The organism is Streptomyces sp. M2CJ-2 (assembly GCF_016757295.1).
GTDB lineage: Bacteria > Actinomycetota > Actinomycetes > Streptomycetales > Streptomycetaceae > Streptomyces.
On sequence record NZ_JAESIF010000061.1, the window covers coordinates 1 to 22,855 of the forward strand.

The window sequence follows — 22,855 nt, forward strand, 5'->3', positions numbered from 1 at the left end:
GCGGATCATGCGCTCGTATCGGGAGGCGGTGCGGCCGTCCCAGGCGCGGCGGGCGACGATGCGGGCCCCGCCGGTCACGTAGGCGCCGTGGCGGACGGTGAGGCGTCCTGCGGCGCGGATGCGCTCGTCCTGCAGGGCGGCGCGGGCAACGGTACGAAACCGGGCCCGGCGCCGTTCGCGGTGGCTGGAGGGCGCCTCGGTGTCGTTGTGTGGCGCCTTGATCAGGTGCACTGTCATGCTGGGGTTTCCTGCCTCTTGCTGGGGTTGGGAGGCCCGGGGCGGCCGGTTTCGCCTGGCAGCTGACGGCCGCCCCAGGGCCTGTTACTTCGTGCGGCGGGCGTTCTCGCGGGCCTCGGCCTTGGCGACGATCTCCTCGGCCTGCCTCTCCAGGCGGGCGACGCCCTTGCCGCGGGCCTTGCGGCGCTGGATCTGCGCTCCGATGGCGACGACCCGGGCGATCTCGCCCCAGGTCAGTGCGTCGTGGTTCGTGGCGGGCATGGATTCCTCCTGGTCAGCGGCGGGGGTAGTCGTGGCCGGCGGGCGGGTACGGCGTGCCGTACTGGGCGGCAGCGGCGTTGATGACGGTCTCCTCGAACTCGTCGAGGGGCCCGCCGTCGACCGGGTCGCCGGTGCGGGCGGCGTAGGCGTCCTCGAGGCCCTGCAGGAGACGGCCGGTGCGGGCCTGGTCGTCGGCGGCGGTCTCACGGCGGCGAAGGAAACCCATGGTCAGCGCCCCTTCTGGACGTCGTGCCAGATCGAGCGCAGGACCAGGGCGAGGATGCCGACGGACACGGCGCCGATGGCGACGGCGACCGCGAACAGCGCGCCGACCAGGCCGACCGAGACGACGACGCCGCCGATCACCAACCACTTCGTGGCGCTGAACTCGGGCCGCTGCGCCGGGGCCGGCTGCTGCGGCTGCTGCTGGGCGAGGAGCTGCTGCGCGGCGAGGATCGCGGCGATCTGCCGGACCATCTCCGAGTTGTCGGCGGCGTCGACCGCGTCGCGGGCGGCCTTCTCGAGGGCGTCGCTCATCGAGTCCACCTCTTCACCAGGGGCAGGTACGGGCGGGCTGCGGCACCGAGGACGAACGCGACCAGCAGCGACTGGGAGGCCAGCGCGGTGACCACGGTGGTGGTCAGGTCGGCCACCTGCGGGGTGGTCAGCAGCAGCCCGAGCAGGGCACCGAGGAACAGCCACTTCATGACCGCTCACCCCCGACGACCTCGTGCCGCAGCTTCGTCGCTTCTCGACGCGACAGGCCGAGTTCGTCCTGAAGCGTCTTGATGGTCACCGACCGGCCGTTCGACCTGACCGCCTCCCGGTTCAGCCTGCGGGCCTGTCGCCGCAGGTCGGACGGGGTGAGAGTGACCGTCGCGGTGACCACCTGCCGGGGCTTCTCGGCAGGCACCGAAGCGGTCGCCTTGAGGTTCAGATCTGAGCCCTTCGTGGCGCTCCAGAACACGCCGGACTCCAGCGCAGGTACTGGCGGCATGACCGGTTGGGCGACCGTCCAGCGCGGCGCGGAACTGTCGCGCGGGAACTTCGGTGCGTCCTTCCAGACGTGCAGGAAGCTCTGCCGGGTGGTCATCTCGACCGGCTCCGGGCGGGCGACGATCGGCAACAGGCGGGCGCCGGCCGGGACCACCTCGGGCAGCGGGCGCGGAGCCTCGACGGCGGGCACCTGGTCGTCGTCGAGGCGCTCCAGGGTCACCTTGGGCAGGTCGGGTTCGGCCGGGGCGGACGCCACGGTGAACATGTCGAGCAGGGCGCTGTCGCCCGCCTCGGTCAGCCGTGTCCGCTGGACGTCGACCAGGTCCGCGCCAAGGTGGGCGTCTCCCCGGCCGGCGTGCCGGGCCAGCCGCCATGCGATCCGCTCGGAGCGCAGGCGCGTCCACTTGCCTGGGTGGTTCGCCGAGCGGGCCCGGTGGTAGGCGAGGCGCTGCAGCGTCTCCGCATTGCGGCGCTGGGCTTCGGCGTCCACGCCGGTGGTGTAGATGACGACGCGGCGGGCGATCAGGCCCAGGCCCTCGGCGGCGCCGGACATGCCCAGCGGGGTGGCCCCGTAGACAACCGCCTCGGTGAGGTTGTCGGCGAGGGCGAGGCCGGTACCGCAGGCGCCCAGCGGGGCGAGCCACAGGCCGACGCGGACCCAGACCGGAGCCGACTGGTTGAGCAGCGTCAGCCCGAGCATCGTGAGCGCGAGGATGAGGGTGAGGCCCTCTCCGGCGGCGACGACACCGGCGGCAGTGGCCTTGCGGCCGAACTCGGCGAGGGTGTTGGAGAAGGTGCCGACCGCACCGGCGATACCGACCGCGACCATGACGGCCGCCGCGGTGCCGAGGACCCAGGCCTGCCCCGTGGTGAGGGTACGGGCGCTCATCGGCGATCACCTCGCAGGCGGGCGACCTCGTCGAGGGCGCGGTCGATGCGGACGGCGGCGGACCGCAGGGCCTGGGCGAGGTTGCGGCCGTCCTCGATGGCGACGGTGGCGTCGACGTCCACGCGGATCGCGAGGAGCGGCAGCGGCTCCGGCAGGACCTGGCCGTGCGGGGCGTGCGTGATGCGCGCGTCCATGACCGGCAGGTGGCCGTACCGGGCGGTGACCGCGGCGGCCGTGACGGTGGGCCCGTTGTGGGTGATGTCGGCGAGGTAGCCGACGGTGTCGTCGTCGTGGCCGATGCAGAAGGCCGGCTCCGGCACGGTGACCTCGCCGGAGTCGAGGGTGTCGAGGACGACGACGCGGTCCCGGTAACGCGGGCTCTGCTTACGGGGGGCGGTGCTCACTGGCCTTCACCCCGCTCGGCGAGCATCTCCAGCAGCTGCTCCAGGGCGACCTCGAGACGGCCGGCGCGACGGGCCACCGCCCGGCCGTCCGACAGGTCCACCGGGGTGGCGAGTTCCTCGCGGGCCTTTCGCACCCGGTACTCGTCGTGGTGCGGGGTCGGGCAGCGCGGGGCGGGCGGCTCGTCGGCGGGCCGCCAGGCGAAGGTGCTGCCGGCGCCGCGGGTGCCGACGGTCCACACGCTGCCGTCTTCCATGGTCAGCTCGCGGACGTCACGCGCCATGCGGGCGTCGTAGCTGTCGGCGGGGATGACCGTGAAGGTCAGGCCGTTCGCGTGGCGGACCTCGCGGGGCCCGGTGTCGAGGGCGCGGAGCAGGAGGCGGAGGGCCTCCTGGAGGGAGAGGATCTGGTCGCTGTGCAGCAGCTGCTGGGCGACGCTGATCGCGACCTCGAGGTCGCTCGGTTCGACGGGGCGCAGGGCGGTGTCGCCCACGCGCTCGGACATGGAAAGATCGGTCATGCCGACTCCTGGTTAGGTCAGGACGTTCGGTAGAGGGTCGGGCGGTGCGATCGCCTCCCTGGTGTTCCAGCACCTGGGAGAGCTGCTGCCCGGCCCTCGTCTATTGGGTTGTGTACTTCTTGATCGCGTTCGCGACAGCGGTCCAGCTAAGGCCCAACTGCTGCGCGACCTTGTAGACGCTGCCGAGTTCGTCGGCCCCTTCTTTCAGGGCTTCCGCTCGTCGTTTGCGGGCCTGCTCCGTTTGGGCGTCGAGCTGTTCCAGCAACTCGTCTTCCGCGCGGAGACGGTCCCGCCATGGGGGCGTTTCCATCTCCCCGAGAGTATCACAGGCGGGGTTGCGCACAAGGGGGGCTGTGATATTCACGCTGCCTCCTTCGGCTGGAAGTGCAGGAGCAGCAGCAGATCCCCCTCCGACTCGTAGGTGTAGCTACACCAGCGGCACGTCAGCCGGGTCTGCCCCGGCAGCCGGGAGATCACAGCCCCACAGACGACGCCATCACTGTCGACCGCCACGCACGTCCCGAGGCGCTGCGGCCGCGGTGCCGGATCGCCGACGATCGTCCGAGCCTGCGACTCCAGCTCGGCCGCCTCGCGGAACAGGTCCCCGGTCCCCGGGTAGTGCTGGACGATCCAGTCCAGTTCCATGCCCAACCACCGGCAGTCTGCGGCCAGGTCCGCCGGCGGGGGCGGCGGCGAGTGCTGCGGCCACCGCTCGCGCTGCACGTCCACCCGCCATAGGCGCATCACCTCGGCGGCCCGGGTCACGTTCACGGTGTCGAGGACGTCCTCGTCGAGCGGGGACCGAGGGCCGGCCGCGCCCCGGGTCGCGACGATCTCACCCCACCCGTGACCGCGGGGCACCAGGCACTGGCCGACCTCGTCGTACACCTTGGGCAGTTCGTCCAGGCGCTCGGCGAGCTGGACCGTGTGCCGCTGGCACAGGTACCGGCCGGCGGTCTCCTCGCCGCAGATCTCGCAGGCGGTCACGGGACGAGTCCGTAGCGCTGCTGGATCCGGTACAGCTCCAGGCTGTTCAGGAAGTGGTCGCCGGCCGCGCGGCGGCGGGCCTGGTGGGACTCGGCGAGGCTGCGGCGCGCGTCCCGCAAGTTGAGGGACGCCTGCCAGACGGCCACGATCCAGGCGCCGAGGACCAGGCCGATAGCGAGCAGCTGTATCTCGTTCATGGTCATGTCGACTCCTTGATCAAAAAGGGGGTTCGTCGGAGTAGCCCGCGCCCTGCTGCGCAGGCGGCTGCTGGGCGGGCGGGGTGGATCCCCAGCCGCCGCTCTGCTGCTGGCCGTTGGCGGGCTTCGCGCCGGCCCAGGCGTCATCCGTGGGCGTTCCCCCACGGTTGCCGCCGCCGGTCTTCTTGGTGACGGCCGCCGTGGCGTAGGCGAGCGAGGCGCCGACCTCGTCGACGTCCAGCTCGTACACGGTCCGCTTGACGCCCTCACGGTCCTCGTAGGACCGCTGCTTCAGCCGGCCCTGCACGATGACCCGGGTGCCGCGCTGAAGGGATTCGGCGACATTCTCGGCGGCCTGCCGCCACACCGAGCAGGTGAGGAACAGCGCCTCGCCGTCCTTCCACTCGTTCGTCTGCCGGTCGAACGTGCGCGGCGTGGACGCGACGCGGAACTTCGCGACCGCGGCCCCGGACGGGGTGAAGCGGAGTTCGGGGTCGTCGACCAGGTTGCCAACGACGGTGATCACGGTCTCGCCTGCCATGGCGGGCTCCTTCGGAGTCGGGAAACCTTGCGCATCTGCGCAAAGTTCCGGTGTGCTGGGTGGGAGGCCGGGCCCGATGACCGCGGGCCCGGCCGGTGTCGTGCGGGTCAGGCGGACTGGCTGGGCGGGTTGGTGTGGCCCTCGCAGAAGTACGAGCACCCGTCGCCGCCGTGATGGATCGGGCACGCCTGCAGCGCAGCGGCGAAGTCGCCTGTGCCGTTGGCGCCGTCGAGGTCCTCGATCACGGCCAGGTCGAGCGTTGCTGCGATGTCGCCGAGCGCCATGTAGGTGCCCTCGTCGAGCTTGTCCGCGAGGGTCTTCATGACCTGGTTGAGGGCGGCGGCGGCGTAGGCGCGTCCGACATCGGCGAGCACAGCGGACAGCGCGTGCTCGTGCGCGGCGGGCCCCTCGAGGTCCAGGTACTGCGTGGCGTCGTGCTGGCCGCGCCCGTATGCCTCAACTGCCCTGGCGTGGACTCGCTTGTAGGCGAGCTCGCTGTAGGGATTGCCGTGCTCGTTAATGACGAACTCGACGATGGGCGAGCCGCAGTCGGCGTGGTCGACGAGAGCGTCGCCGGCCTTGAGCCCGCAGGCGCAGCACTGCAGGAAGTTGCCGCTCTCGCCGGTCTCCGGCTTGTACCAGCTGCCGAAGTGGACGTTCTCGGTGGTGCCGCAGTCCTGGCAGTTGGTCGGCCCGGTGTGGCCGTGGGCGCGGGCAATGTCTGTGGTCGTGGTCACTGGTTCTCCTCGGTGGTGTCGTTCGAGGCGGACGGGTTGCTCGCCTCGGATCCGTCCGTCGTGCGGGCGGAAGCCTGGTTGCGGAGGCGTTGGGCGTGGCGGTGGGCGAGGCCGCGTTGCCGGGCGGCGTTGAGGGCGGCGCGCCGGGCCTTGGCTGCTTCGGCCCGGCGGCGGGCGGCGGCGATCTTCTCCGCCACGATGTCGTCGACGTTCATGAGGCTCTCCAGAGGGGGACGGGGGGGACAGGGGGGACGGGTTTTGTCCCCCCCTCCCTCGCGCGGTACGCGAGTCGAGAGATAGTTGATCTTGATCTCTTATTAGTGCTGGCCAGACGGTTGCTTGCGCTTGCAATAGTTCCGCGATGGAACTAGTTCGGGGTGTCCCCCGGGGAGAGGGGGGGACAAAAGCTGTCCCTGTCCCCCCCTCTGTCCCCCCTCACGACGGGGGGACAGGACCCGGGGCGAACTTCCCGTCCGCCTCGATGAGCCACTCCCGAAGCAGGGCGTAGCCGTAGGCGTCGGACAGCAGCCGCTTCTCCCTGCCGGCGGCACGCTTCCTCAACTCCGTGCGGGGGAGCGGACCGTTCGCGTGGACATACGCCGAAATCCGCAGCGCGAGCCGCTCGGTGGCCCGTTCCGTCCGGGTGTCCTCGGCGAGCTGCTTCGCGTGGTCGACGCGCACCTCTTCCTCGATGCGTGCCGTGGTCCGCTTCTCCTGCTCGGCGCGCCGCTGGCTCGCGCAGTACGCCAGGACCGCGTCCCGGGTGGCGCACGACGCCTCCCACAGCATTTGCGCCAGCCGCCAGTCCTCGACGTTGACGTGCCGCCGCCCTCCGAGGATGGCCAGCAGCGACGCGAGCTTCACGCGCATCACCGGGGCCTGCGAGTCGAGTTGGTTCATCTCCGACGGGTTCATCTGCCCGCGGACCTTGGCCAGGTCTGCGGCGCGCAGGTCGGCCTTGATGGACTCGTCGAAGGTGACCAGCACGAAGCGGTCCGCTTCGCTGCCGGGCGGCACGGTGGCTGCCTCGCGCCACGCGTGCAGCTCCCCGGGCCACGCGGGCGGGTCGTCGGGGATGGCCGGGTCGATGACCTGCACCCACACGAACCGCTGCGGCGTGCCCTCAGCGACCTCTTCGAACAGCGGGGCCACGGTCTCCGGCTGGAAGCCGACCAGCAGCCCGAGACTGTAAGAGCCGCTCGGGATGTACCGGCTCGTGTCCTTGCTGGCGTTGGTCTGCCCGAGCGTCTGACCCACGGCAGCACTGCGGAGCGTCTCGCCGAGGGTGGAGCCGGACCGTTCCTTCATCAGCCGGGTGATGGTGGCGCCCTCGTCAATGTAGAAGAACGCGTTGTGCCGCACCTGCTTGCGGACGTTCACGGTGACGGGCGTCTCCGTTCCGCCGCGACCCTTGCGCACCTCGCCGGTCTCTTCCTCGACCATGCCCATGAACACCTCGGCGAGGCCCTCGCCGGAGCCCAGCGGCAGGCCGTCACGGAAGTCCAGCTCGGGCGGGGCGGGCATGAGCCGGTCGGCGACCTCCACGCCGGTGGACTTGCCGATGCCGGACGGGCCGATGATCCCGCCGAACAGGTTCAGTGATGCGTACCCGGCGATGCCGGTGTCGGCGCGGATGCGGTGCGATACCAGGGAGGACAGCCGGGTGAGTACCGACATCAGGGCGACGTCGCCGGACCGGGTCCGGGAGTGGCCGGCTGTCCGGATGTGCTGCAGCTCGGGGCGGGCGGCGTAGAACTCGTCCGGGATCAACCCGGGGATCGGAGCGGGCCCGTCCGCGTTGTTGTCCTCGGCGGGCGGGTCCGGCTCGGCTGCCTTCTCGAATGCGACCCACATGTCGTCAGGTGGCGGGGGAGGGGCCTCGTTGCGCTGCGCGGGCGGGCGGCAGTGCTGCCGCACCCGGGTGAGCACCGCGGTGGGGAGAGCGCGGGCGGGCGCCTGGGCGTCCTGGTCGAACGCGGCGCGGATCACGTCGAGGGTGGCCTCGCGTTCGTTGCCGCCGTAGTGGATGTGCGCCCACAGGGTGGGGATGGTGAGCTTGCGGCCGGAGGGCTGCTGCCCGACTGGCAGGCCGGACCGCTCGGACCAGTTGACGGCGACGTGGTCGTCGCAGACGAGGCTGTACTCGCTGTCGGCTGAGCCTTCGGCGCCGGCGGGGCGGAGCCACTGCTCCCGGCCGTCGGCGGCGGTGCCTCGGTACGTCCAGCCCGCGGGCTCCAGGATGTCCCGGAACGTCAGTTCGGACGCGAGGATGTTGAACACGCTCGTGCCCCCGTCGGAACGGGGGAAAGCAGGGCGGCGCGAGGGCGGGGCCACGGTTGCGCGGCCGGTGCGCTCGTCGTGCCGGGCCCGCTTCTCCGCTGCCGCCTTCTCCAACAGCGCCCGCGCGTCGGGCTCCAGCCGCTGGACGGCCTCGCGCATCACGGCCAGGTCGACGACCTCGCCGGTGCCGGGGAAGCTTCCCGTCGGTCGTGCGTCGGCCTTGCGGTTGACCGTGCCGGGGATCCGCATCAGCCGGTCGAGGTTGCCGATCTGCGTGTCCCACGAGCAGCCGTGAGAGTACGCCGAGCCGCCGAGGACGGCCTGCAGGGCCATGGTGAACTGCTCGACGGCCGCCCGGTCGTCGTCGCTGGCGATGATGTATGGCCGGTCGAGGACCCAGATTGGGTTGTAGCCGCCGCCGGACAGCCACCAGCCGGACGGCTCGGGCAGCCCGGAGGCGAGGACGATTTCCCGAACGTGGTCGGCGTCGGCGGGGTGCGGCAGGTCGTCCAGGCCGGGCTTGTGTCCGACGTCGCCGAAGTCGCCGTCTGCCCAGAGGAACGTCAGGCCGTGGGCCAGGTCCTTGCCGCCGCGCCCCTTCTCCGGGTTCTCGCGCAGGGTGGTGACCTGGGTGTAGATGCCCTTCGGCCCGCGCGCGTCGAGGGCGGCCACGTACTCGGTCGCCGCGGCGATGCCGGCCTCGTCGGTGGTGAATCGCCGGCCGACCCAGCGGTCTGCGTCCGAGCACACGCTGAGCAGGCCGGGCACGTCCTGGAAGTGGTAGGCCAGCGACGCGTGAACCAGCTGCTGGTCGGCGACCAGTTCGGCGGGTGGAGCCTGGGTCACGGGTTCACCGCCGGGAAGTAGTAGACGCCGGTCGGGCGGCTGACGCAGCGCGAGCGCCTGGGGCAGACGCGCGGCGTGGCGGCAAGGCCGGCGGGGTGGATGTGCTGGTGGCCGCAGAACGGGCAGTCGACAACGAGCAGAGCGCGCAGCTCGCCGTCTTCGTGCTGGGTGTCGCGGTAGGCGACGAGGCGGGCCGCGGCGGCGGCCATACCGAGAGCGGCCAGCGGCTGGATCTCCGTTTCGGGCTGCTCGGTGTCCTCCCCGAAGAGCGGGAGGAGGGTGCTGCTGTTCACGAACGTGCTCTCTTCTACGAGCGGGTCAGGGGGTGTTCGTGGGGTGCTGGCGGGCGCCGCGGGGGGGATGGCGGCGCCCGCCAGCGGTCAGGCGGCCTTCCGTCTGGCCTTCGCGATCTCGTCACCCAGGGCGGTGACGTCGGCGCACCACTTGCGGGCGACGGCCTGGACGGCGCCGGAAGTGGGCTGCTCTTCGAGGTGCGCGCGGATCGAACCGAGGACGATCTCGTGGCGTCCTCGTTCGGCGGCACGCTTCACGTACAACTCGTCGGGGTCGGGGGCGTCCCCGACGGTCTCCGCCTCGATTGCATCGAGGTCGACGGGCTGGTCGACGGGCCACTGCCCGGGGCGCTCGGTCATGCCGCCTCCCGCGCTGCGGGCTGACTGAAGGCCGTGCGGATGACCGCGCGTTGGGTGTCGTCCAGCGGGGGCGCGGCGTCGACGATGCGCTCGATGCGCTCCCAGTAGCGGCGGTTGCGCTCAGGGTCGGCGAAGCGGACCGGGCGGTCCGGGGGTGCAGCGACACCCCCGGACGCCGGCGCGTTGCGTGCGCTGGTCACGCCTGCTCCTCGCCGTTCGCGTCGTAGACGGTGGCCTGCAGGACGTCGGGGAAGAGGTGCGTCGGCAGCCCGAGGAACTTGGTGACGAGGAAGCGGGTGGCTATGTCGCGCTCGAGGTCGCCGGCCTGCGACGGGATGTAGACGGTGGCGCGGCCGGAGGCATGGACGGTGCTGTAGCCGAAGAACCCCGGCTCGTTGATCTCCGTCGTGTCGAGGGTGACGTCGACCTGGGCGAGGAGCTCGTCCATCGGCAGGTCACAGACCTGCTCCTCGGTGAGCGTGTTGCGCTGGCCGGTCTGGATCGCTTGAATGGCCATGAGGACGTTCTCTTTCCGGCGGCGGCGCTAATGGGGTGGCTAGACCCCGGGCGTCGCCGTCTTGCTAGTTAGCGCTGGTAGTGATCGGGGCGTTCTCGACAGGCGGCGTCGGGTGGCTAGACCCGGCGCCGTCGCCGTCTCCGATGGAGACGTGAGCCGTGTTGCGGAGGGAGTCGAGGAGCTCTCCGTAGGCGAGTGCTAGTCGCCCGCGGGGTTTGCGTACTCCTCGTTCCCAGCGCCAGACGGTGGACTGATCGACCCCGCAAGCGGCGGCGATCTCGCTGATGGATAGGTCTGCTGCTTCGCGTAGGCGCCGCGCTTCACCGCTGCTTACGGCAGCGCGAACCTCGGCGAGGCGCAACAGCTGTGCTGTCTGAGCCATGATTGAACGCTAGCCGACTCCTTGCCGTTAGACAAGCCATGTAACTAGCTACTCGCTATGCCATTGCGGCTAGGACTTACTAGGCTTGGTTGCACAAGTGGCATGCCGCCGGGTTGCTTGGGCGTTCCGCCGGGTTGCTCGGGCGTTTCGCCGGGTCGGCTGTCGCGGGTGTTGCGGCCGGTAGGCCTGCTCGCTAACTACCTGCGAGTTTCAGGGAAGTCGCGACCTGGGAGGTGTGTTTCCGTGGGGATAGTCGATCTGCTGTTCGCCGTATGCCTGTGGCTAGTAGCTGACGTGGCGTCATGCAACCTTGAGGAACTCAAGGGAACATGCGGGAACATGTAGGAACATGTAGGAACGCGTGGAAGCTTGCAGGTCAGCGCCACTGAGTGCCGCTGAGTGCCGCTAAGTTCCGCTAACCGTGACAGCGCGACCTGTCTCTTCCTAGCCCCTCAGGGCGCCAGTGTCTTGCCATTGTTTTGCCGATAGGGCATGTTGGGTACGTGATTGATGACTCTCCCCTCCCCGCCGGCTGGCGTGCCCTAGCCGTCCCCTCTGACTGGAACTTCGACGAGCCCGAGCTGCGCATCAGGCCTGTCACGGTCGACTACGTGACGTACCCGGATGACTTCTTCATGCTGATCCAGACGCCGGAGATGATTGCCGAGCAAGAGCCCACCGGCATCATCGCCAGCTTCAAGGCCTCAGAGTCTGAAGGCGTCAGACTCGTGAAGATCTACGGCATCGGCGCCCGCTGGCTGGACTACCTCGGCGAGGTCGTCGCACAGTTCCCGCCGACGGAATGGACCAAGCGCGCCAAGAGCGTGGTGGTCAAGTTCCTTCAGCTGCCCGAGGTCCGCCAGGCCTTCGCCGACACAGTCGGCGAGCTCCCGCTGGCGCCCAGCGACAGTACGGCCGCACCGGCGCCCGAGCCCGGGGTCCAGCGGCGCCGGAAGATCACGCCGCAACACCTGGAAGAGGTCGCAAAGATCTACAACGAGGCGCAGTGCAACGACGAGCCACCCACTCGCGCCGTGCAGAACTACTTCGGGGTCTCACACTCGACGGCGGCCAAATGGGTTGGCGCCGCACGGCGCAGCAGCCTGTTGCCCCCGGTCTAGCTCCGCTTCCACACGAACACGACGGCGTCGTAGTCGAAGTACCCGCCGTCGGGCATCCGGCCTGGCCGCGGCGTCTTCAGCGTCACCTCGACCAGGGCCCGCAGCACGGTCCTCTGCCGCTCGAGGTCCATGCCCTTCCACGCCGCCCGCACGTCCGGCGCCCCGACCAGGCCGGCCAGCGGATCCGCTGTTGCCGCGCGGGCCAGCTGCCGCGTCACGCCCTCCAACTGTGCGCGGGCCGTATCCGAGGCCACGGCGAACTGCATGTCGCCGATCTCGCCCGCGCCGTACTTGCCAGCTAGGTTCCGCAGCCGCATCCGGATCTGCTCACCTTCGGCCTGCAGGCCGACCACGTCGACGCCGTCCGGTGCGGGCTCCAGCAGTTCGTGAGCGTCCGGCCGTGACAGGCGTTCGACGATCGCGTCCTCGACGTGCTGGTCGACGATCTCGGCGCGCCGGCCGCCGCCGTGCCCGGTCTGACAGCGGTACGACGGATAGCGGCGCCCGCCGGACTGGGTGACGTACACGTACTCGGGGCACTCGCCGCGGCCGCACCGGTACAGCAGCGATCCCAGCCACTTCGGTTGGGCGCCCGGGGTGGTCGTCCTGGCGGGGTCCTTCAGGATCGCGCAGACGGCCCTGTACTTCGCTTCGTCGACGATCGGCTCCCACTTGCCCTTGCCGACTTCCTCGCCCCGGTAGACGGCGATCCCGGCGTTCCTGGGCCGCAGCAGCATCTCCCGCATGTCCGTGTGCGAGATGGAGTTCCCCCGCGTCGTCTGGAAGCCCTTGTCGGCGGCCCACTTCACCAGGGACCGGATCGATCCGCCGGAGAGGATCTCATCCGTCCAGTAGCGGAGCGCCTCGGCTTCCTCCGGGACGGCCTTGGTCATGTCGAGCTCAGGCTCCTCGAGCTCTTCGCCGGTCTTCTGGTCCACCTTCTTGCGCATCTCGCCGGTGGGCACGCCCCACCCGAACGGGCGAACCCCGCCGGCCCACTCGCCGGCCATGGCCTTCTGCTGCCGCGCCCTGGCCACACGGTGGCCCTTGTGCTCGGACTCCTGGCGGGCGACGGCGCCGAGGATTCGCGCGGTCATACGCCCGGAAGGCGTGGACAGGTCGATCGTCCCGGCCTGCACGGTGTGCGTAGAGATCCCGCGGCGCTCGGACAGGTTGATGTACTCCTCCAGCTCGGTGGGGGAACGGTGCAAGCGGTCGGTGTGCCAGGCGATGACGACGGTGGCCTTGCCCTCGTCGAGGTCGGCGAGCATGCGCCGGTAGTCCTTGCGGAGCTTCCCGCTGTACGCGCTCACATCGTTATCGACGTACACCTCGAGGACTTCCCAGCCCATCCGTTCGGCGAGGGCCTCGCAGTCCTGGCGCTGCCGGTCGACACCGAGACCGGCCCCGGTGCGGTCCTGCGAGATCCGGCAATAGACGACGGCGCGCGTTTGGGTGGCCCCCGTTGGAGTGCTCTTCATGGCCTGAGTGTGCCCCAGCAGTGGTGTCTCTGTCCCAGGTTCGGGAAAACAACCCTGCTCAGCGCTCTGCTGGGGCTGGCCGGACCGGACGAGCGGATCGTCCTCGCCGAGGACTCGGCCGAACTGCGGCCCGACCATCCACACGTCGTACGCCTGGAAAGCAGGCCCGCGAACCAGGAGGGCGCCGGACTCGTCACGCTCGAGGACCTGGTGCGCCAGGCACTGCGGATGCGGCCGGACCGGCTGGTCGTGGGGGAGGTGCGCGGCCCCGAGGTGGTCCACCTCCTGGCCGCCCTCAACACGGGACACGAAGGCTCGGGGACCGTCCACGCCAATGCAGCCGCGGACGTGCCCGCCCGGCTGGAGGCGCTCGGCACGGCGGCCGGGCTCGACCGGTTCGCGCTGCACAGCCAACTGGCGGCCGCCCTGTCCGTGGTGCTGCACCTCGTACGTGACCGGGGCGGCCGGAGGCGGATCGCGGAGGTGCACGTGCTGGAACGGGACCGATCGGGGCTGGTGCGGACGGTGCCCGCGCTGCGGTGGGGTCCGGACGCCTTCGCCCACGAGCCGGGGTGGGAGCGGCTGCGGGAGCTGCTCCGGAACGGGAGTGGGGGCGGTGGACGGTGAGCGAGTGGGAGCGGTCGAGGGTGAGAGGGGAGCGAGAGTGAGCGGGACTGCCGGGGTGTCGATCGGGGCGGCCATGGCGTGCCTCGGGGGCGCCGCGTGGCTGCTGGGCGGCAGCCGGGCCGGAGTCAGGCGGGCGCGACTGCTGCTGGCCGACGGGAAAGCCGTCGGGAGCGGGCCGCCGGGGTGGCCCCGGGCGGTCCGCGAGTGGGGGCGGATCCGTGGACGGCTGCGCGCCGAATGGTGGGCGCCGGCCGTCGGAGCGGTGCTGGCGCTGCTGGGTTCGTCGGTGTTGCCGGTCGTCGCGGGGGCGGCCGGGGTGCCGTTGCTGCGGCGGGTACGGCTGGCCGCTCGAGAGCGCCGGGACCGCGAGAAACGGGCCGACGCGGTGATCGCGCTGTGCGGGGCGCTCGCCGGTGAGGTGCGTGCCGGGCGGCAGCCGGGTGAGGCGCTGTCGCCGGCCGCGCGTGATTCCGGCGGGCTCGGCGAGGCGCAGGCCGCGGTGCTGGCGGCGGCGCGGCTCGGCGGGGACGTGCCGGACGGGCTCGCGGCGGCGGCACGGCAGCCGGGCGCCGAGGGGCTTCGAGGGCTCGCCGCGTGCTGGCGGGTCGCCGTCGACCAGGGGGCAGGGCTCGCGGCCGGACTCGACCGGCTGGAAGCGGCGCTGCGTGCCGAGCGGGACCGGCGCGGTGATCTGCGTGCCCAGCTGGCCGGTGCCCGTGCCACCGCGGTGATGCTCGCCGGGCTCCCGGTTCTGGGGCTCGGACTCGGCGCGGCCCTCGGGGCCGACCCGCTGCACATCCTGCTGCACACCGCGTCGGGGTTCGGCTGCCTCGTGGCCGGCGGGGTTCTGGAGGGCCTGGGGCTGTGGTGGGTGCTGCGGATCATGCGGGGAGCCGAGGAGGCATCGTCATGAGCGGCGAGGTCGTCCACAGGCTGGGGGTGTTCGTGGGGATGGCGCTGGCGGTCGGGTGGCCTGCCTGGTGGCTGCGCCGGAGGCGGTGCGAGCGCCGGGTGCGGCGACGGCTGGCCGGGATGTCGGCCGTGGAACCGCCGGCCTCCCGGCCGCGCCTCGCCGTGCCGGGAACCGCGCGGCGTTGGTTGCCCCCGGTGGGCGTGGCGTGCGCGGGATGGGCGCTGGTGGGCGGCCTCACCGGAGCGCTGGTGGGGCTGGCCTGCGCTGTCGGACTGTGGCGGTGGCGACTGCGGCAGACGGCAGCCGGAGCGCACGTGCGGGAGCGCGAGGCGGCCGGTGCGGCACGGCAACTGCCCCTCGCCGCCGACCTGCTGGCCGCCTGCATCGCGGCGGGCGCCGGTCCGGTACCGGCCGCTCAGGCTGTCGGTGAGGCCCTGGGCGGGCCGGTCGGGGACGCGCTGGCGCGGGGCGCGGCAGAGGTCCGGCTCGGCGGTGAACCGGGTGCGGCCTGGCGGCGGCTGGCCTCCGTGCCGGGAGCCGCTGCCCTGGCCCGGCTGCTGGAACGGGCCGACGTGTCCGGGCTTCCCATGGCCGCGCCCGTCGCGAGGCTCGCCGCGGAGTCCCGTGCGCAGTGGGCACGCGCGGCGACGGCACGGGCGCGGCGGGCGGCCGTCATGGTCACCGCACCCGTGGGGCTGTGCTTTCTGCCCGCCTTCATCGCGGTCGGCGTGCTGCCCGTGGTGATCGGGCTCGCCGGCGGGGTGTTGGGAGGGGGTGAGCCGCTGGGGCGGTGAGCAGGACGAACAGTCGAGTGGTTCAACAGAGCTTTTCTGCAGGGGATCCGTAGGGGAGTTGAGATGTATCAGGTGGTACGGGCGCGGCTGCGTGCCCTGGTGTGCAGGTTGCGGGCGGCGCGGAGGGACACCGGAATGGTCACTTCCGAGTACGCGATGGGCATCGTGGCGGCGGTGGCGTTCGCCGTGGTGCTCTACAAGGTGGTGACGAGCGGCCCGGTCGACGCGGCGCTGACGAGGATCGTGGAGCAGGCGCTCGATGGCCGGATGTGAGCGTCGGGCGGACGACGGGCCCTGGGCGTGGCGTGCGCGTCACGCGGACCGGGGGTTCGTGACGGCGGAGGCGGCGATGGTGCTGCCTGTGCTGGTGATGTTCGCGATGGTGCTGGTGTGGGGGCTGCTGGTGGTGGCGGCGCAGATCCAGTGCGTGGACGCGGCCCGCACGGGTGCCCGTGCGGCGGCCCGGCAGGATTCCCCCGGCGCGGTCGTCGAGGTGACCCGCCGGGCGGCGCCGTCCGGGGCGGAGGTCACCGTGAGCCGGGAGACGTCGCGGGTCCGTGTGGTCGTCGTGGCCAGGCTCCCGGTGCTGAGCGGGCTGCCCTTCGACGTACGGGAGGAGGCGGTGGCCGCCGTGGAGGAGACGGTGGGGGCGGACACATGAAGAGCGGAGGATTCCGTGACCGGCGCCGGTGGCTGAACGGCCGGCTCCCCGGGGGCGGCCGCGGACGTGACCGCGGGTCCGCGACCGTCTGGAGCATCGGGGTGATCGCCGTGCTGTGTGTCGTCTTCGGTGTCGTCCTCGCCCTCGGCCAGGCCGCCGTGGTCCGGCACCGGGCGGCCGGGGGCGCGGACCTCGCCGCGCTGGCGGCGGCGGACCGGTGGACGGACGGCGAGGCGGCGGCCTGCGCACGGGCCGACCGGGTGGCGCGGGCGCAGAACACCCGCCTCGTGCGGTGCGCGGTCGACGGCGAGGTCTCGGACGTGTCGGTGGCCTCGGGACGAGAGCCGTTCGCGGCGGAGGTCAGGGCACGGGCGGGGCCTGCCGGTCCGCCTCCTTCGCCGGCGATTCCTCCGTCGGCGCCGGGGCCCCCTCCAGCAGCACCGTGAGCAGCCGTACCGCGCCCCGCTTGTGCAGAGGGTCGTTGCCGTTGCCGCACTTGGGGGACTGGATGCACGAGGGGCACCCGGCCTCGCACTCGCAGGACGCGATGGCCCGCCGGGTGGCGGTGAGCCAGTCGACGGCGGTGTGGAAGGCACGCTCCGCGAAACCCGCCCCGCCCGGATGCCCGTCGTAGACGAAGACGGTGGGCAGCAGGGTGTCGGGGTGCAGGGGGACGGAGACGCCGCCGATGTCCCAGCGGTCGCAGGTCGCGAAGAGGGGCAGCATGCCGATCGACGCGTGCTCGGCGGCGTGCAGGGCACCGCCGAGGATCTCCGGGTTGATCCTGGCCCGGTCCAGTTGGTCCTCGGTGACCGTCCACCACACCGCACGGGTGCGCAGCGTACGAGGAGGCAGGTCGAGTTTCGTCTCGCCCAGCACCTCGCCGGTGACGACCCGTCGACGCAGGAAGGAGACCACTTGGTTGGTGACCTCGACGGAGCCGAAGCACAGGCGGCCGTCGCCCCACGGGATCTCGGTGTCCGTCTCCAGCACGGAGATGGACGTCGTGTCGCGGGCGACCGTCGTGTAGGACGGGGAGGCCTGCTCGACCAGGGCGACGGAGTCGTCCAGGTCGAGGGAGCGGACGAGATACGTGCGGCCCTGGTGGAGGTGGACCGCGCCCTCGTGGACGGCCGTGTGCGCGGCGCTCGCGTCCACCGTGCCGAGCAGTCGTCCGGTGCCGGACTCGACGACCTGGACCGGTCGGCCGCCCTCCCCGCGGATGTCGGTCAGGTCGGCGGCCCGCTCCCGGCGGGTCCAGTGCCAGGCCTTCGTCCGGCGGCGGAGCAGCTTCGCGGCCTCCAACTGGGGCAGGAGCTCCCCGGTGGCCGGTCCGAACAGCTCCAGATCCTCGTCCGTCAGAGGCAGTTCCTCGGCCGCCGCGCACAGGTGCGGGGCGAGTACGTAGGGGTTGTCGGGGTCGAGGACGGTGGATTCCACGGGCCGGTCGAACAGGGCTTCGGGGTGGTGGACGAGGAAGGTGTCCAGGGGATCGTCGCGGGCGACCAGGACGGCGAGGGCACCCTGCCCGGAGCGCCCCGCGCGGCCGGCCTGCTGCCACAGGGACGCCCGGGTGCCCGGGTAGCCGGCGATCACCACGGCGTCCAGACCGGAGATGTCCACGCCGAGTTCCAGGGCGTTCGTCGCGGCGAGTCCGAGGAGTTCGCCGGAGTGCAGGGCGCGTTCGAGGGCACGGCGCTCCTCGGGGAGATAGCCGCCCCGGTAGGCCGCCACGCGCCGGGCCAGTGAGCGGTCGCCCGCGGCGCCCGCCGCTGATGCCACTTCGGCGAGGCGTTCCTGCGCGATCACCGAGATGAGCTCGGCGCCGCGCCGGGAGCGTACGAAGGTGACCGAGCGGACGCCCTGCACGGTGAGGTCGGTCAGCAGGTCGGCGGCCTCGGCGGTGGCCGTACGGCGGACGGGGGCGCCCTTCTCGCCGTGCAGCTCGGTCAGCGGGGGCTCCCAGAGGGCGAACACCAGTTCACCGCGGGGTGAGGCGTCGTCGGCGACCTCGACCACCGGCAGTCCGGTGAGCCGGCGGGCGGCGACCGCGGGCTCGGCGGCGGTCGCGGAGGCCAGCAGGAAGACGGGCGAGGAGCCGTAGCGCGCACAGAGGCGGCGCAGCCGGCGCAGCACCTGGGCGACGTGCGAGCCGAAGACACCCCGGTAGGTGTGGCACTCGTCGATGACGACGTACTTCAGCGACTTCAGGAAGGAGGACCAGCGAGGGTGGGAGGGGAGCATGGCCCGGTGCAGCATGTCCGGGTTGGTCAGCACGTAGTTGGCGTACTGGCGGATCCACTCGCGCTCCTCGAACGGCGTGTCTCCGTCGTGGACCGCCGCGCGCACCGAATGGCCCAGAGGTTGTGAAAGTTCCTTCACGGCTCTGCACTGGTCGGCCGCGAGGGCCTTGGTGGGGGCGAGGTAGAGGGCGGTCGCGCCCCGGCCGTTCGGGGCCTCGGAGCCGTCCAGGAGCGCCGACAGTACGGGCGTGAGGTACGCCAGGGACTTGCCGGAGGCGGTACCGGTGGCGACCACGACCGACTCGCCGTCCAGGGCGTGCTCGGCGGCCCGTGCCTGGTGGGCCCAGGGGTGTTCGATGCCCGCCGCCCGCACGGCGGCGAGCACCTCCGGGCGAATCCGGTCCGGCCAGAGGGCATGGCGACCCGCTCGCGGGGGCAAGTGCTCCGTATGTGTGATGCGCGAAGCCCGGCTCGGCCCGGCGGCGAGCCGGGACAGGAGCACCCCCGGCGCGGGCTGGGAGGCGCTGTCCGTCAGGGGCCGATCGGGTCGGAGATTCTTGGCCATCGGCACCGAGTGTGTCACCGGCATGACGGACAATGGGACCAAGGCGTCGTGCACGCCTGCCGGTAAGTGATTGAATGCCATCGCGGCTGGCGAACCGTCCCGGGGGCTGAGCCGAGATGCCCCAAGGGCGACCGCTCGATAGCTAGGTGCTGGAGGATCCGTGGACCTGTCCCTGTCGACCGAGACCATGGGCGATCGCACGATCGTCAGGGTCGGTGGCGAAATCGACGTATATACCGCGCCCAAGCTGCGCGAGCAGCTGGTCGAGCTGGTGAATGACGGCAGTTTCCACCTTGTCGTCGACATGGAGGGTGTGGACTTCCTCGATTCAACCGGACTCGGCGTGCTGGTCGGCGGCCTGAAGCGGGTGCGTGCCCATGAGGGCTCGCTCCGCCTGGTCTGCAACCAGGAGCGCATTCTCAAGATCTTCCGTATCACCGGTCTCACCAAGGTGTTCCCGATCCACACCTCGGTCGAGGAAGCGGTGGCGGCCACCGACTGATCATCGGGTCCGGGCGTCCGCGTCCGGGCAGAGCAGTGAAGTACGAGGAGGGCCGGGTTCTTCGACAGCCCGGCCTCTCCACCGCACGCCCGAAGTCTGCGAGGGGGATGCATGGCCACCGTTGAGCTCCGCTTCAGCGCGCTGCCCGAGCATGTCAGGACCGCCCGGCTGGTGGCGGCGGCGGTGGCGCGCAGGGCCGGAGTGGACGAGACGGTCCTCGACGAGGTCCGCCTCGCCGTCGGGGAGGCGTGCACCCGGGCCGTCGGCCTCCACCAGAACGGTGGAATCTCGGCCCCCGTGAAGGTGCTGCTGACCGAGGAGGAGAAGCAGTTCTCCATCGAGGTCGGTGACGAGGCGCCCCATCCGGCTCCCGGCGGGCGGACGCCCGGCGACGGGCCGGGAGGCGCCGAGGCCGAGATCGAGGAGGACGAGTTGGGCCTCGCGGTCATCAGCGGACTCGTCGACGACGTCGAGGTCAGTTCCGGGGAGCACGGCGGAACGATCCGCATGAGGTGGTCCACCACGCCGCCGGCCACCTTCCACGGCTGACCCGCCCGACCGCTTGCCCCGGCTGGCCACCCGACCACCCGACCCGAGTCACCCGAACAGCGACTTCTTTTCCGAAGGGCCCCACCCGTGGGGCCCTTCGGCATGTGCGGGTGTCACCACCCGCGCTTACTGTGGTTTCTGTTCCGCCGTTCCCGTGCGGTTCACCGCGTGAATTCATTCACGATCCATCGGGTGATCGGTGAATGCTCCAGAGGCATTACAGGTGATCATGGCGTGAAGAGTATGCGCGGCGATTTACATTTAACGCGCTCTGTTTCGATCAGGTTCCGGGTACCTAGAATCCCGTCCACATCTTGAGCTCAGCCCAAGCGTCAAGGAGGACGAATGGCGGGGCTTTCCATCTCACATCAGTCGGGCCAACCCATCTCTCTCGCAGCAGCCGTGCTGACCGACGACAACCGTGTGCTCGTGGTGGTCATCGGGGTCGTGGCACTGGCGGCACTGGTGGTCGCGGGCGTCCTGGTGCGCCAGGTACTCGCGGCCGGCGAGGGCACCGACAGCATGAAGGAGATCGCCGCAGCGGTCCAAGAGGGCGCGAACGCCTACCTGGCCCGCCAGCTGCGCACACTCGGCGTTTTCGCCGTCGTGGTGTTCTTCCTGCTCATGCTGCTGCCCGCGGACGACTGGAATCAGCGTGCCGGACGATCGGTGTTCTTCTTGATCGGAGCGGCGTTCTCGGCGGCCACCGGATATATCGGTATGTGGCTCGCCGTGCGCACCAACGTGCGAGTCGCCGCGGCGGCCCGCGAGGCCACACCGGCTCAGGGCGAGCCGGAAAAGGATCTCACCGCCGTCTCGCACAAAGCGATGAAGATCGCTTTTCGCACGGGCGGCGTGGTCGGCATGTTCACCGTCGGGCTCGGCCTGCTGGGCGCCACCTGCGTGGTGCTCGTGTACGCGGCCGACGCTCCGAAGGTGCTCGAGGGATTCGGGCTCGGGGCCGCGCTGATCGCGATGTTCATGCGTGTCGGCGGCGGCATCTTCACCAAGGCCGCCGACGTCGGTGCCGACCTGGTCGGCAAGGTCGAGAAGGGCATTCCGGAGGACGATCCGCGCAATGCCGCGACCATCGCCGACAACGTGGGCGACAACGTCGGCGACTGCGCGGGCATGGCGGCCGACCTGTTCGAGTCGTACGCCGTGACGCTGGTGGCCGCGTTGATCCTGGGCTCGGCGGCCTTCGGCAACGCCGGACTGGCCTTCCCGCTGCTGGTGCCCGCGATCGGCGTCCTCACCGCGATGGTCGGCATCTTCGCGGTGGCTCCGAGACGCTCCGACCGCAGTGGCATGAGCGCGATCAACCGCGGGTTCTTCATCTCCGCGATGATCTCCCTCGTCCTGGTCGCGATCGCCGTGTTCACCTACCTGCCGTCGTCGTACGCCGACCTCGACGGCGTCACCGACGAGGCGATCCAGGGCATGGACGGCGACCCGCGGATCCTCGCACTCGTCGCGGTGGCCATCGGCATCGTGCTCGCCGCCCTGATCCAGCAACTCACCGGTTACTTCACCGAGACCACCCGGCGTCCCGTCAAGGACATCGGCAAGACCTCGCTCACCGGCCCGGCCACCGTCGTCCTCGCCGGTATCTCCCTCGGGCTCGAATCGGCCGTCTACACCGCCCTGTTGATCGGCCTCGGCGTGTACGGGGCCTTCCTGCTCGGCGGCACGTCGATCATGCTGGCGCTGTTCGCGGTGGCGCTGGCCGGCACCGGCCTGCTCACCACGGTCGGCGTGATCGTCGCGATGGACACCTTCGGGCCGGTCTCCGACAACGCGCAGGGCATCGCCGAGATGTCCGGCGACGTCAAGGGGGCGGGCGCCCAGGTGCTCACCGACCTGGACGCCGTCGGCAACACCACCAAGGCCATCACCAAGGGCATCGCCATCGCCACGGCCGTGCTCGCGGCGGCGGCGCTGTTCGGCTCGTACCGTGACGCCATCACCACCGGCGCGAGGGACGTGGGCGAACGGCTCAGCGGCGAGGGCGCACCGATGAGCCTGATGATGGACATCTCACAGCCCAACAACCTCGTCGGACTCGTCGCTGGCGCGGCGGTCGTCTTCCTCTTCTCGGGGTTGGCGATCAACGCGGTCTCGCGGTCGGCGGGTTCGGTGGTCTTCGAGGTGCGGCGGCAGTTCCGCGAGAAGCCCGGGATCATGGACCACAGCGAGAAACCGGAGTACGGCAAGGTCGTCGACATCTGCACCAGGGACGCCCTGCGCGAACTCGCCACACCCGGTCTGCTGGCCGTGATGGCGCCCGTCTTCATCGGGTTCACGCTCGGTGTCGGGGCGCTCGGCGCCTTCCTCGCGGGCGCGATCGGCACGGGCACGCTGATGGCGGTGTTCCTCGCCAACTCCGGTGGCGCGTGGGACAACGCGAAGAAGCTCGTCGAGGACGGCCACCACGGCGGCAAGGGCAGCGAGGCCCACGAGGCCACCGTCATCGGTGACACCGTCGGCGACCCCTTCAAGGACACCGCGGGGCCGGCCATCAACCCCCTGCTGAAGGTGATGAACCTGGTGGCGCTGCTCATCGCGCCCGCGGTCATCCAGTTCTCCTACGGCGCGGACAAGAGCGTCGCCGTACGGGTACTGATCGCGGTCCTGGCGCTGGCCGTGATCGTCGGTTCGGTGTACGTGTCCAAACGGCGCGGTATCGCCATGGGTGACGAAGGCAACTCCGAACCTGATCACAAGTCGGTCGACCCGGCGGTGGTCTCGTAGGCCAAGTCACCGTTTCAGCCACCGAAGGCCTGTTCAAGGCGCGGGCGGGCGGCGCGAGTTGACGCGTCGCCCGCCCGCTTCGTGCGGTGCGCGCCCCCCCTGCCGTGAGCCTTCTCTCGCTTGGTGCAAATGGCTTCAAAAATTGTCTTAGCGGACGTTCGGCGGGGGGATGTCGCCCATCTGGCGTGTATGTTCCGGGGCCG

30 protein-coding genes and 2 pseudogenes are annotated in these 22,855 nt (G+C 71.1%); 10 read left to right on the forward strand and 22 right to left on the reverse strand.

Annotated features, from left to right (window positions below):
* From JL475_RS30565 to JL475_RS41770, 20 genes and pseudogenes are all read right to left on the reverse strand, one after another.
* A pseudogene (locus JL475_RS30565) lies at positions 1 to 237 on the reverse strand (ATP-binding protein); the annotation flags it as partial.
* 84 nt (positions 238 to 321) lie between these two features.
* Positions 322 to 498, reverse strand: coding sequence for a hypothetical protein (locus JL475_RS30570; RefSeq protein ID WP_202281246.1), 177 nt, complete (start codon positions 496 to 498; stop codon positions 322 to 324).
* Between the two features lie 13 nt (positions 499 to 511).
* Positions 512 to 724, reverse strand: coding sequence for a hypothetical protein (locus JL475_RS30575; protein ID WP_202281248.1), 213 nt, complete (start codon positions 722 to 724; stop codon positions 512 to 514).
* 2 nt (positions 725 to 726) lie between these two features.
* On the reverse strand, positions 727 to 1,035 hold the full coding sequence (locus tag JL475_RS30580) for a hypothetical protein (protein ID WP_202281250.1): 309 nt from the start codon (positions 1,033 to 1,035) through the stop codon (positions 727 to 729).
* Entirely contained in the window at positions 1,032 to 1,205 is a 174-nt protein-coding gene (locus JL475_RS30585; protein ID WP_202281251.1) for a hypothetical protein, read from the reverse strand. Before JL475_RS30585 ends, JL475_RS30580 begins: the two co-directional genes overlap by 4 nt.
* Entirely contained in the window at positions 1,202 to 2,383 is a 1,182-nt protein-coding gene (locus JL475_RS30590; protein ID WP_202281253.1) for a conjugal transfer protein, read from the reverse strand. The genes JL475_RS30585 and JL475_RS30590 overlap by 4 nt, the downstream gene beginning before the upstream one ends.
* Complete coding sequence (locus tag JL475_RS30595) at positions 2,380 to 2,787, reverse strand: hypothetical protein (RefSeq protein ID WP_202281254.1); 408 nt, start codon at positions 2,785 to 2,787, stop codon at positions 2,380 to 2,382. The genes JL475_RS30590 and JL475_RS30595 overlap by 4 nt, the downstream gene beginning before the upstream one ends.
* Positions 2,784 to 3,305 carry a hypothetical protein gene (locus JL475_RS30600; protein ID WP_202281289.1) on the reverse strand — a complete coding sequence of 174 codons (522 nt, stop codon included), beginning with the start codon at positions 3,303 to 3,305 and terminating at the stop codon, positions 2,784 to 2,786. The genes JL475_RS30595 and JL475_RS30600 overlap by 4 nt, the downstream gene beginning before the upstream one ends.
* A 100-nt stretch (positions 3,306 to 3,405) precedes the next feature.
* Entirely contained in the window at positions 3,406 to 3,669 is a 264-nt protein-coding gene (locus JL475_RS30605; protein WP_307825200.1) for a hypothetical protein, read from the reverse strand.
* Complete coding sequence (locus JL475_RS30610; RefSeq protein ID WP_202281255.1) at positions 3,666 to 4,292, reverse strand: hypothetical protein; 627 nt, start codon at positions 4,290 to 4,292, stop codon at positions 3,666 to 3,668. The genes JL475_RS30605 and JL475_RS30610 overlap by 4 nt, the downstream gene beginning before the upstream one ends.
* Positions 4,289 to 4,489, reverse strand: coding sequence for a hypothetical protein (locus JL475_RS30615; RefSeq protein ID WP_202281256.1), 201 nt, complete (start codon positions 4,487 to 4,489; stop codon positions 4,289 to 4,291). The genes JL475_RS30610 and JL475_RS30615 overlap by 4 nt, the downstream gene beginning before the upstream one ends.
* Positions 4,490 to 4,508: 19 nt before the next feature.
* The gene (locus JL475_RS30620; protein WP_202281259.1) at positions 4,509 to 5,030 is read right to left on the reverse strand and encodes a single-stranded DNA-binding protein; all 522 of its coding nucleotides are present in this window, start codon (positions 5,028 to 5,030) and stop codon (positions 4,509 to 4,511) included.
* Between the two features lie 107 nt (positions 5,031 to 5,137).
* Positions 5,138 to 5,767 (reverse strand): hypothetical protein, encoded by a 630-nt coding sequence (locus JL475_RS30625; protein ID WP_202281260.1) that lies wholly within the window; start codon positions 5,765 to 5,767, stop codon positions 5,138 to 5,140.
* A complete protein-coding gene (locus JL475_RS30630) occupies positions 5,764 to 5,982 on the reverse strand; it encodes a hypothetical protein (RefSeq protein ID WP_202281290.1) in 219 nt (72 codons plus the stop codon). The genes JL475_RS30625 and JL475_RS30630 overlap by 4 nt, the downstream gene beginning before the upstream one ends.
* Positions 5,983 to 6,202: 220 nt before the next feature.
* Complete coding sequence (locus JL475_RS30635) at positions 6,203 to 8,893, reverse strand: hypothetical protein (RefSeq protein WP_202281261.1); 2,691 nt, start codon at positions 8,891 to 8,893, stop codon at positions 6,203 to 6,205.
* Positions 8,890 to 9,186: a hypothetical protein gene (locus JL475_RS30640; RefSeq protein WP_202281262.1), complete on the reverse strand. Its 297-nt coding sequence runs from the start codon at positions 9,184 to 9,186 to the stop codon at positions 8,890 to 8,892. Before JL475_RS30640 ends, JL475_RS30635 begins: the two co-directional genes overlap by 4 nt.
* Before the next feature lie 87 nt (positions 9,187 to 9,273).
* Complete coding sequence (locus JL475_RS30645; protein ID WP_202281263.1) at positions 9,274 to 9,546, reverse strand: hypothetical protein; 273 nt, start codon at positions 9,544 to 9,546, stop codon at positions 9,274 to 9,276.
* Positions 9,543 to 9,746 (reverse strand): hypothetical protein, encoded by a 204-nt coding sequence (locus JL475_RS30650; RefSeq protein WP_202281264.1) that lies wholly within the window; start codon positions 9,744 to 9,746, stop codon positions 9,543 to 9,545. The genes JL475_RS30645 and JL475_RS30650 overlap by 4 nt, the downstream gene beginning before the upstream one ends.
* Positions 9,743 to 10,063 (reverse strand): hypothetical protein, encoded by a 321-nt coding sequence (locus JL475_RS30655; RefSeq protein ID WP_202281265.1) that lies wholly within the window; start codon positions 10,061 to 10,063, stop codon positions 9,743 to 9,745. The genes JL475_RS30650 and JL475_RS30655 overlap by 4 nt, the downstream gene beginning before the upstream one ends.
* Before the next feature lie 64 nt (positions 10,064 to 10,127).
* Entirely contained in the window at positions 10,128 to 10,445 is a 318-nt protein-coding gene (locus JL475_RS41770) for a helix-turn-helix transcriptional regulator (protein WP_202281266.1), read from the reverse strand.
* Between the two features lie 503 nt (positions 10,446 to 10,948).
* Between JL475_RS41770 and JL475_RS30665 the strand changes: the two genes are divergently transcribed.
* Entirely contained in the window at positions 10,949 to 11,566 is a 618-nt protein-coding gene (locus JL475_RS30665; protein ID WP_202281267.1) for a hypothetical protein, read from the forward strand.
* Here the strand turns inward: JL475_RS30665 and JL475_RS30670 are convergent.
* A complete protein-coding gene (locus JL475_RS30670; protein WP_202281268.1) occupies positions 11,563 to 13,047 on the reverse strand; it encodes a recombinase family protein in 1,485 nt (494 codons plus the stop codon). The two genes, JL475_RS30665 and JL475_RS30670, sit on opposite strands and share 4 nt — an antisense overlap.
* Before the next feature lie 42 nt (positions 13,048 to 13,089).
* Here JL475_RS30670 and JL475_RS30675 point away from each other — a divergent pair.
* The 6 genes and pseudogenes from JL475_RS30675 to JL475_RS30700 form a co-directional block, all read left to right on the forward strand.
* Positions 13,090 to 13,674 (forward strand): annotated as a pseudogene (locus JL475_RS30675) (ATPase, T2SS/T4P/T4SS family); the annotation flags it as partial.
* Between the two features lie 37 nt (positions 13,675 to 13,711).
* On the forward strand, positions 13,712 to 14,587 hold the full coding sequence (locus JL475_RS30680; protein ID WP_307825201.1) for a type II secretion system F family protein: 876 nt from the start codon (positions 13,712 to 13,714) through the stop codon (positions 14,585 to 14,587).
* On the forward strand, positions 14,584 to 15,381 hold the full coding sequence (locus tag JL475_RS30685; protein WP_202281269.1) for a type II secretion system F family protein: 798 nt from the start codon (positions 14,584 to 14,586) through the stop codon (positions 15,379 to 15,381). Before JL475_RS30680 ends, JL475_RS30685 begins: the two co-directional genes overlap by 4 nt.
* A 63-nt stretch (positions 15,382 to 15,444) precedes the next feature.
* Positions 15,445 to 15,654, forward strand: coding sequence for a DUF4244 domain-containing protein (locus tag JL475_RS30690; protein WP_202281270.1), 210 nt, complete (start codon positions 15,445 to 15,447; stop codon positions 15,652 to 15,654).
* On the forward strand, positions 15,641 to 16,042 hold the full coding sequence (locus JL475_RS30695) for a TadE family type IV pilus minor pilin (RefSeq protein ID WP_202281271.1): 402 nt from the start codon (positions 15,641 to 15,643) through the stop codon (positions 16,040 to 16,042). Before JL475_RS30690 ends, JL475_RS30695 begins: the two co-directional genes overlap by 14 nt.
* Positions 16,039 to 16,488 carry an Rv3654c family TadE-like protein gene (locus tag JL475_RS30700; protein WP_202281272.1) on the forward strand — a complete coding sequence of 150 codons (450 nt, stop codon included), beginning with the start codon at positions 16,039 to 16,041 and terminating at the stop codon, positions 16,486 to 16,488. The genes JL475_RS30695 and JL475_RS30700 overlap by 4 nt, the downstream gene beginning before the upstream one ends.
* Here JL475_RS30700 and JL475_RS30705 read toward each other — a convergent pair.
* Complete coding sequence (locus JL475_RS30705; RefSeq protein WP_202281273.1) at positions 16,403 to 18,931, reverse strand: DEAD/DEAH box helicase; 2,529 nt, start codon at positions 18,929 to 18,931, stop codon at positions 16,403 to 16,405. The two genes, JL475_RS30700 and JL475_RS30705, sit on opposite strands and share 86 nt — an antisense overlap.
* Positions 18,932 to 19,010: 79 nt before the next feature.
* Between JL475_RS30705 and bldG the strand changes: the two genes are divergently transcribed.
* The 3 genes from bldG (at position 19,011) to JL475_RS30720 (ending at position 22,652) form a co-directional block, all read left to right on the forward strand.
* Positions 19,011 to 19,352 carry an anti-sigma factor antagonist BldG gene (gene bldG / locus JL475_RS30710; protein ID WP_003991900.1) on the forward strand — a complete coding sequence of 114 codons (342 nt, stop codon included), beginning with the start codon at positions 19,011 to 19,013 and terminating at the stop codon, positions 19,350 to 19,352.
* A 111-nt stretch (positions 19,353 to 19,463) separates the two neighbouring features.
* Positions 19,464 to 19,901 (forward strand): ATP-binding protein, encoded by a 438-nt coding sequence (locus tag JL475_RS30715; RefSeq protein WP_202281274.1) that lies wholly within the window; start codon positions 19,464 to 19,466, stop codon positions 19,899 to 19,901.
* A 345-nt stretch (positions 19,902 to 20,246) separates the two neighbouring features.
* Positions 20,247 to 22,652, forward strand: a complete 2,406-nt coding sequence (locus JL475_RS30720; protein ID WP_202281275.1) for a sodium-translocating pyrophosphatase — start codon at positions 20,247 to 20,249, stop codon at positions 22,650 to 22,652.
* The last annotated feature ends 203 nt before the right edge of the window (positions 22,653 to 22,855 follow it).

Bases quoted from the DNA above. Each gene is read 5' to 3' on its own strand.
- JL475_RS30570 (WP_202281246.1), bottom strand. From the start codon at position 498: ATGCCCGCCACGAACCACGACGCACTGACCTGGGGCGAGATCGCCCGG.
- JL475_RS30575 (WP_202281248.1), bottom strand. From the start codon at position 724: ATGGGTTTCCTTCGCCGCCGTGAGACCGCCGCCGACGACCAGGCCCGC.
- JL475_RS30580 (WP_202281250.1), bottom strand. From the start codon at position 1,035: ATGAGCGACGCCCTCGAGAAGGCCGCCCGCGACGCGGTCGACGCCGCC.
- JL475_RS30585 (WP_202281251.1), bottom strand. From the start codon at position 1,205: ATGAAGTGGCTGTTCCTCGGTGCCCTGCTCGGGCTGCTGCTGACCACC.
- JL475_RS30590 (WP_202281253.1), bottom strand. From the start codon at position 2,383: ATGAGCGCCCGTACCCTCACCACGGGGCAGGCCTGGGTCCTCGGCACC.
- JL475_RS30600 (WP_202281289.1), bottom strand. From the start codon at position 3,305: ATGACCGATCTTTCCATGTCCGAGCGCGTGGGCGACACCGCCCTGCGC.
- JL475_RS30615 (WP_202281256.1), bottom strand. From the start codon at position 4,489: ATGAACGAGATACAGCTGCTCGCTATCGGCCTGGTCCTCGGCGCCTGG.
- JL475_RS30620 (WP_202281259.1), bottom strand. From the start codon at position 5,030: ATGGCAGGCGAGACCGTGATCACCGTCGTTGGCAACCTGGTCGACGAC.
- JL475_RS30630 (WP_202281290.1), bottom strand. From the start codon at position 5,982: ATGAACGTCGACGACATCGTGGCGGAGAAGATCGCCGCCGCCCGCCGC.
- JL475_RS30645 (WP_202281263.1), bottom strand. From the start codon at position 9,546: ATGACCGAGCGCCCCGGGCAGTGGCCCGTCGACCAGCCCGTCGACCTC.
- JL475_RS30655 (WP_202281265.1), bottom strand. From the start codon at position 10,063: ATGGCCATTCAAGCGATCCAGACCGGCCAGCGCAACACGCTCACCGAG.
- JL475_RS41770 (WP_202281266.1), bottom strand. From the start codon at position 10,445: ATGGCTCAGACAGCACAGCTGTTGCGCCTCGCCGAGGTTCGCGCTGCC.
- JL475_RS30670 (WP_202281268.1), bottom strand. From the start codon at position 13,047: ATGAAGAGCACTCCAACGGGGGCCACCCAAACGCGCGCCGTCGTCTAT.
- JL475_RS30685 (WP_202281269.1), top strand. From the start codon at position 14,584: ATGAGCGGCGAGGTCGTCCACAGGCTGGGGGTGTTCGTGGGGATGGCG.
- JL475_RS30690 (WP_202281270.1), top strand. From the start codon at position 15,445: ATGTATCAGGTGGTACGGGCGCGGCTGCGTGCCCTGGTGTGCAGGTTG.
- JL475_RS30695 (WP_202281271.1), top strand. From the start codon at position 15,641: ATGGCCGGATGTGAGCGTCGGGCGGACGACGGGCCCTGGGCGTGGCGT.
- JL475_RS30700 (WP_202281272.1), top strand. From the start codon at position 16,039: ATGAAGAGCGGAGGATTCCGTGACCGGCGCCGGTGGCTGAACGGCCGG.
- JL475_RS30705 (WP_202281273.1), bottom strand. From the start codon at position 18,931: ATGGCATTCAATCACTTACCGGCAGGCGTGCACGACGCCTTGGTCCCA.
- JL475_RS30715 (WP_202281274.1), top strand. From the start codon at position 19,464: ATGGCCACCGTTGAGCTCCGCTTCAGCGCGCTGCCCGAGCATGTCAGG.
- JL475_RS30720 (WP_202281275.1), top strand. From the start codon at position 20,247: ATGGCGGGGCTTTCCATCTCACATCAGTCGGGCCAACCCATCTCTCTC.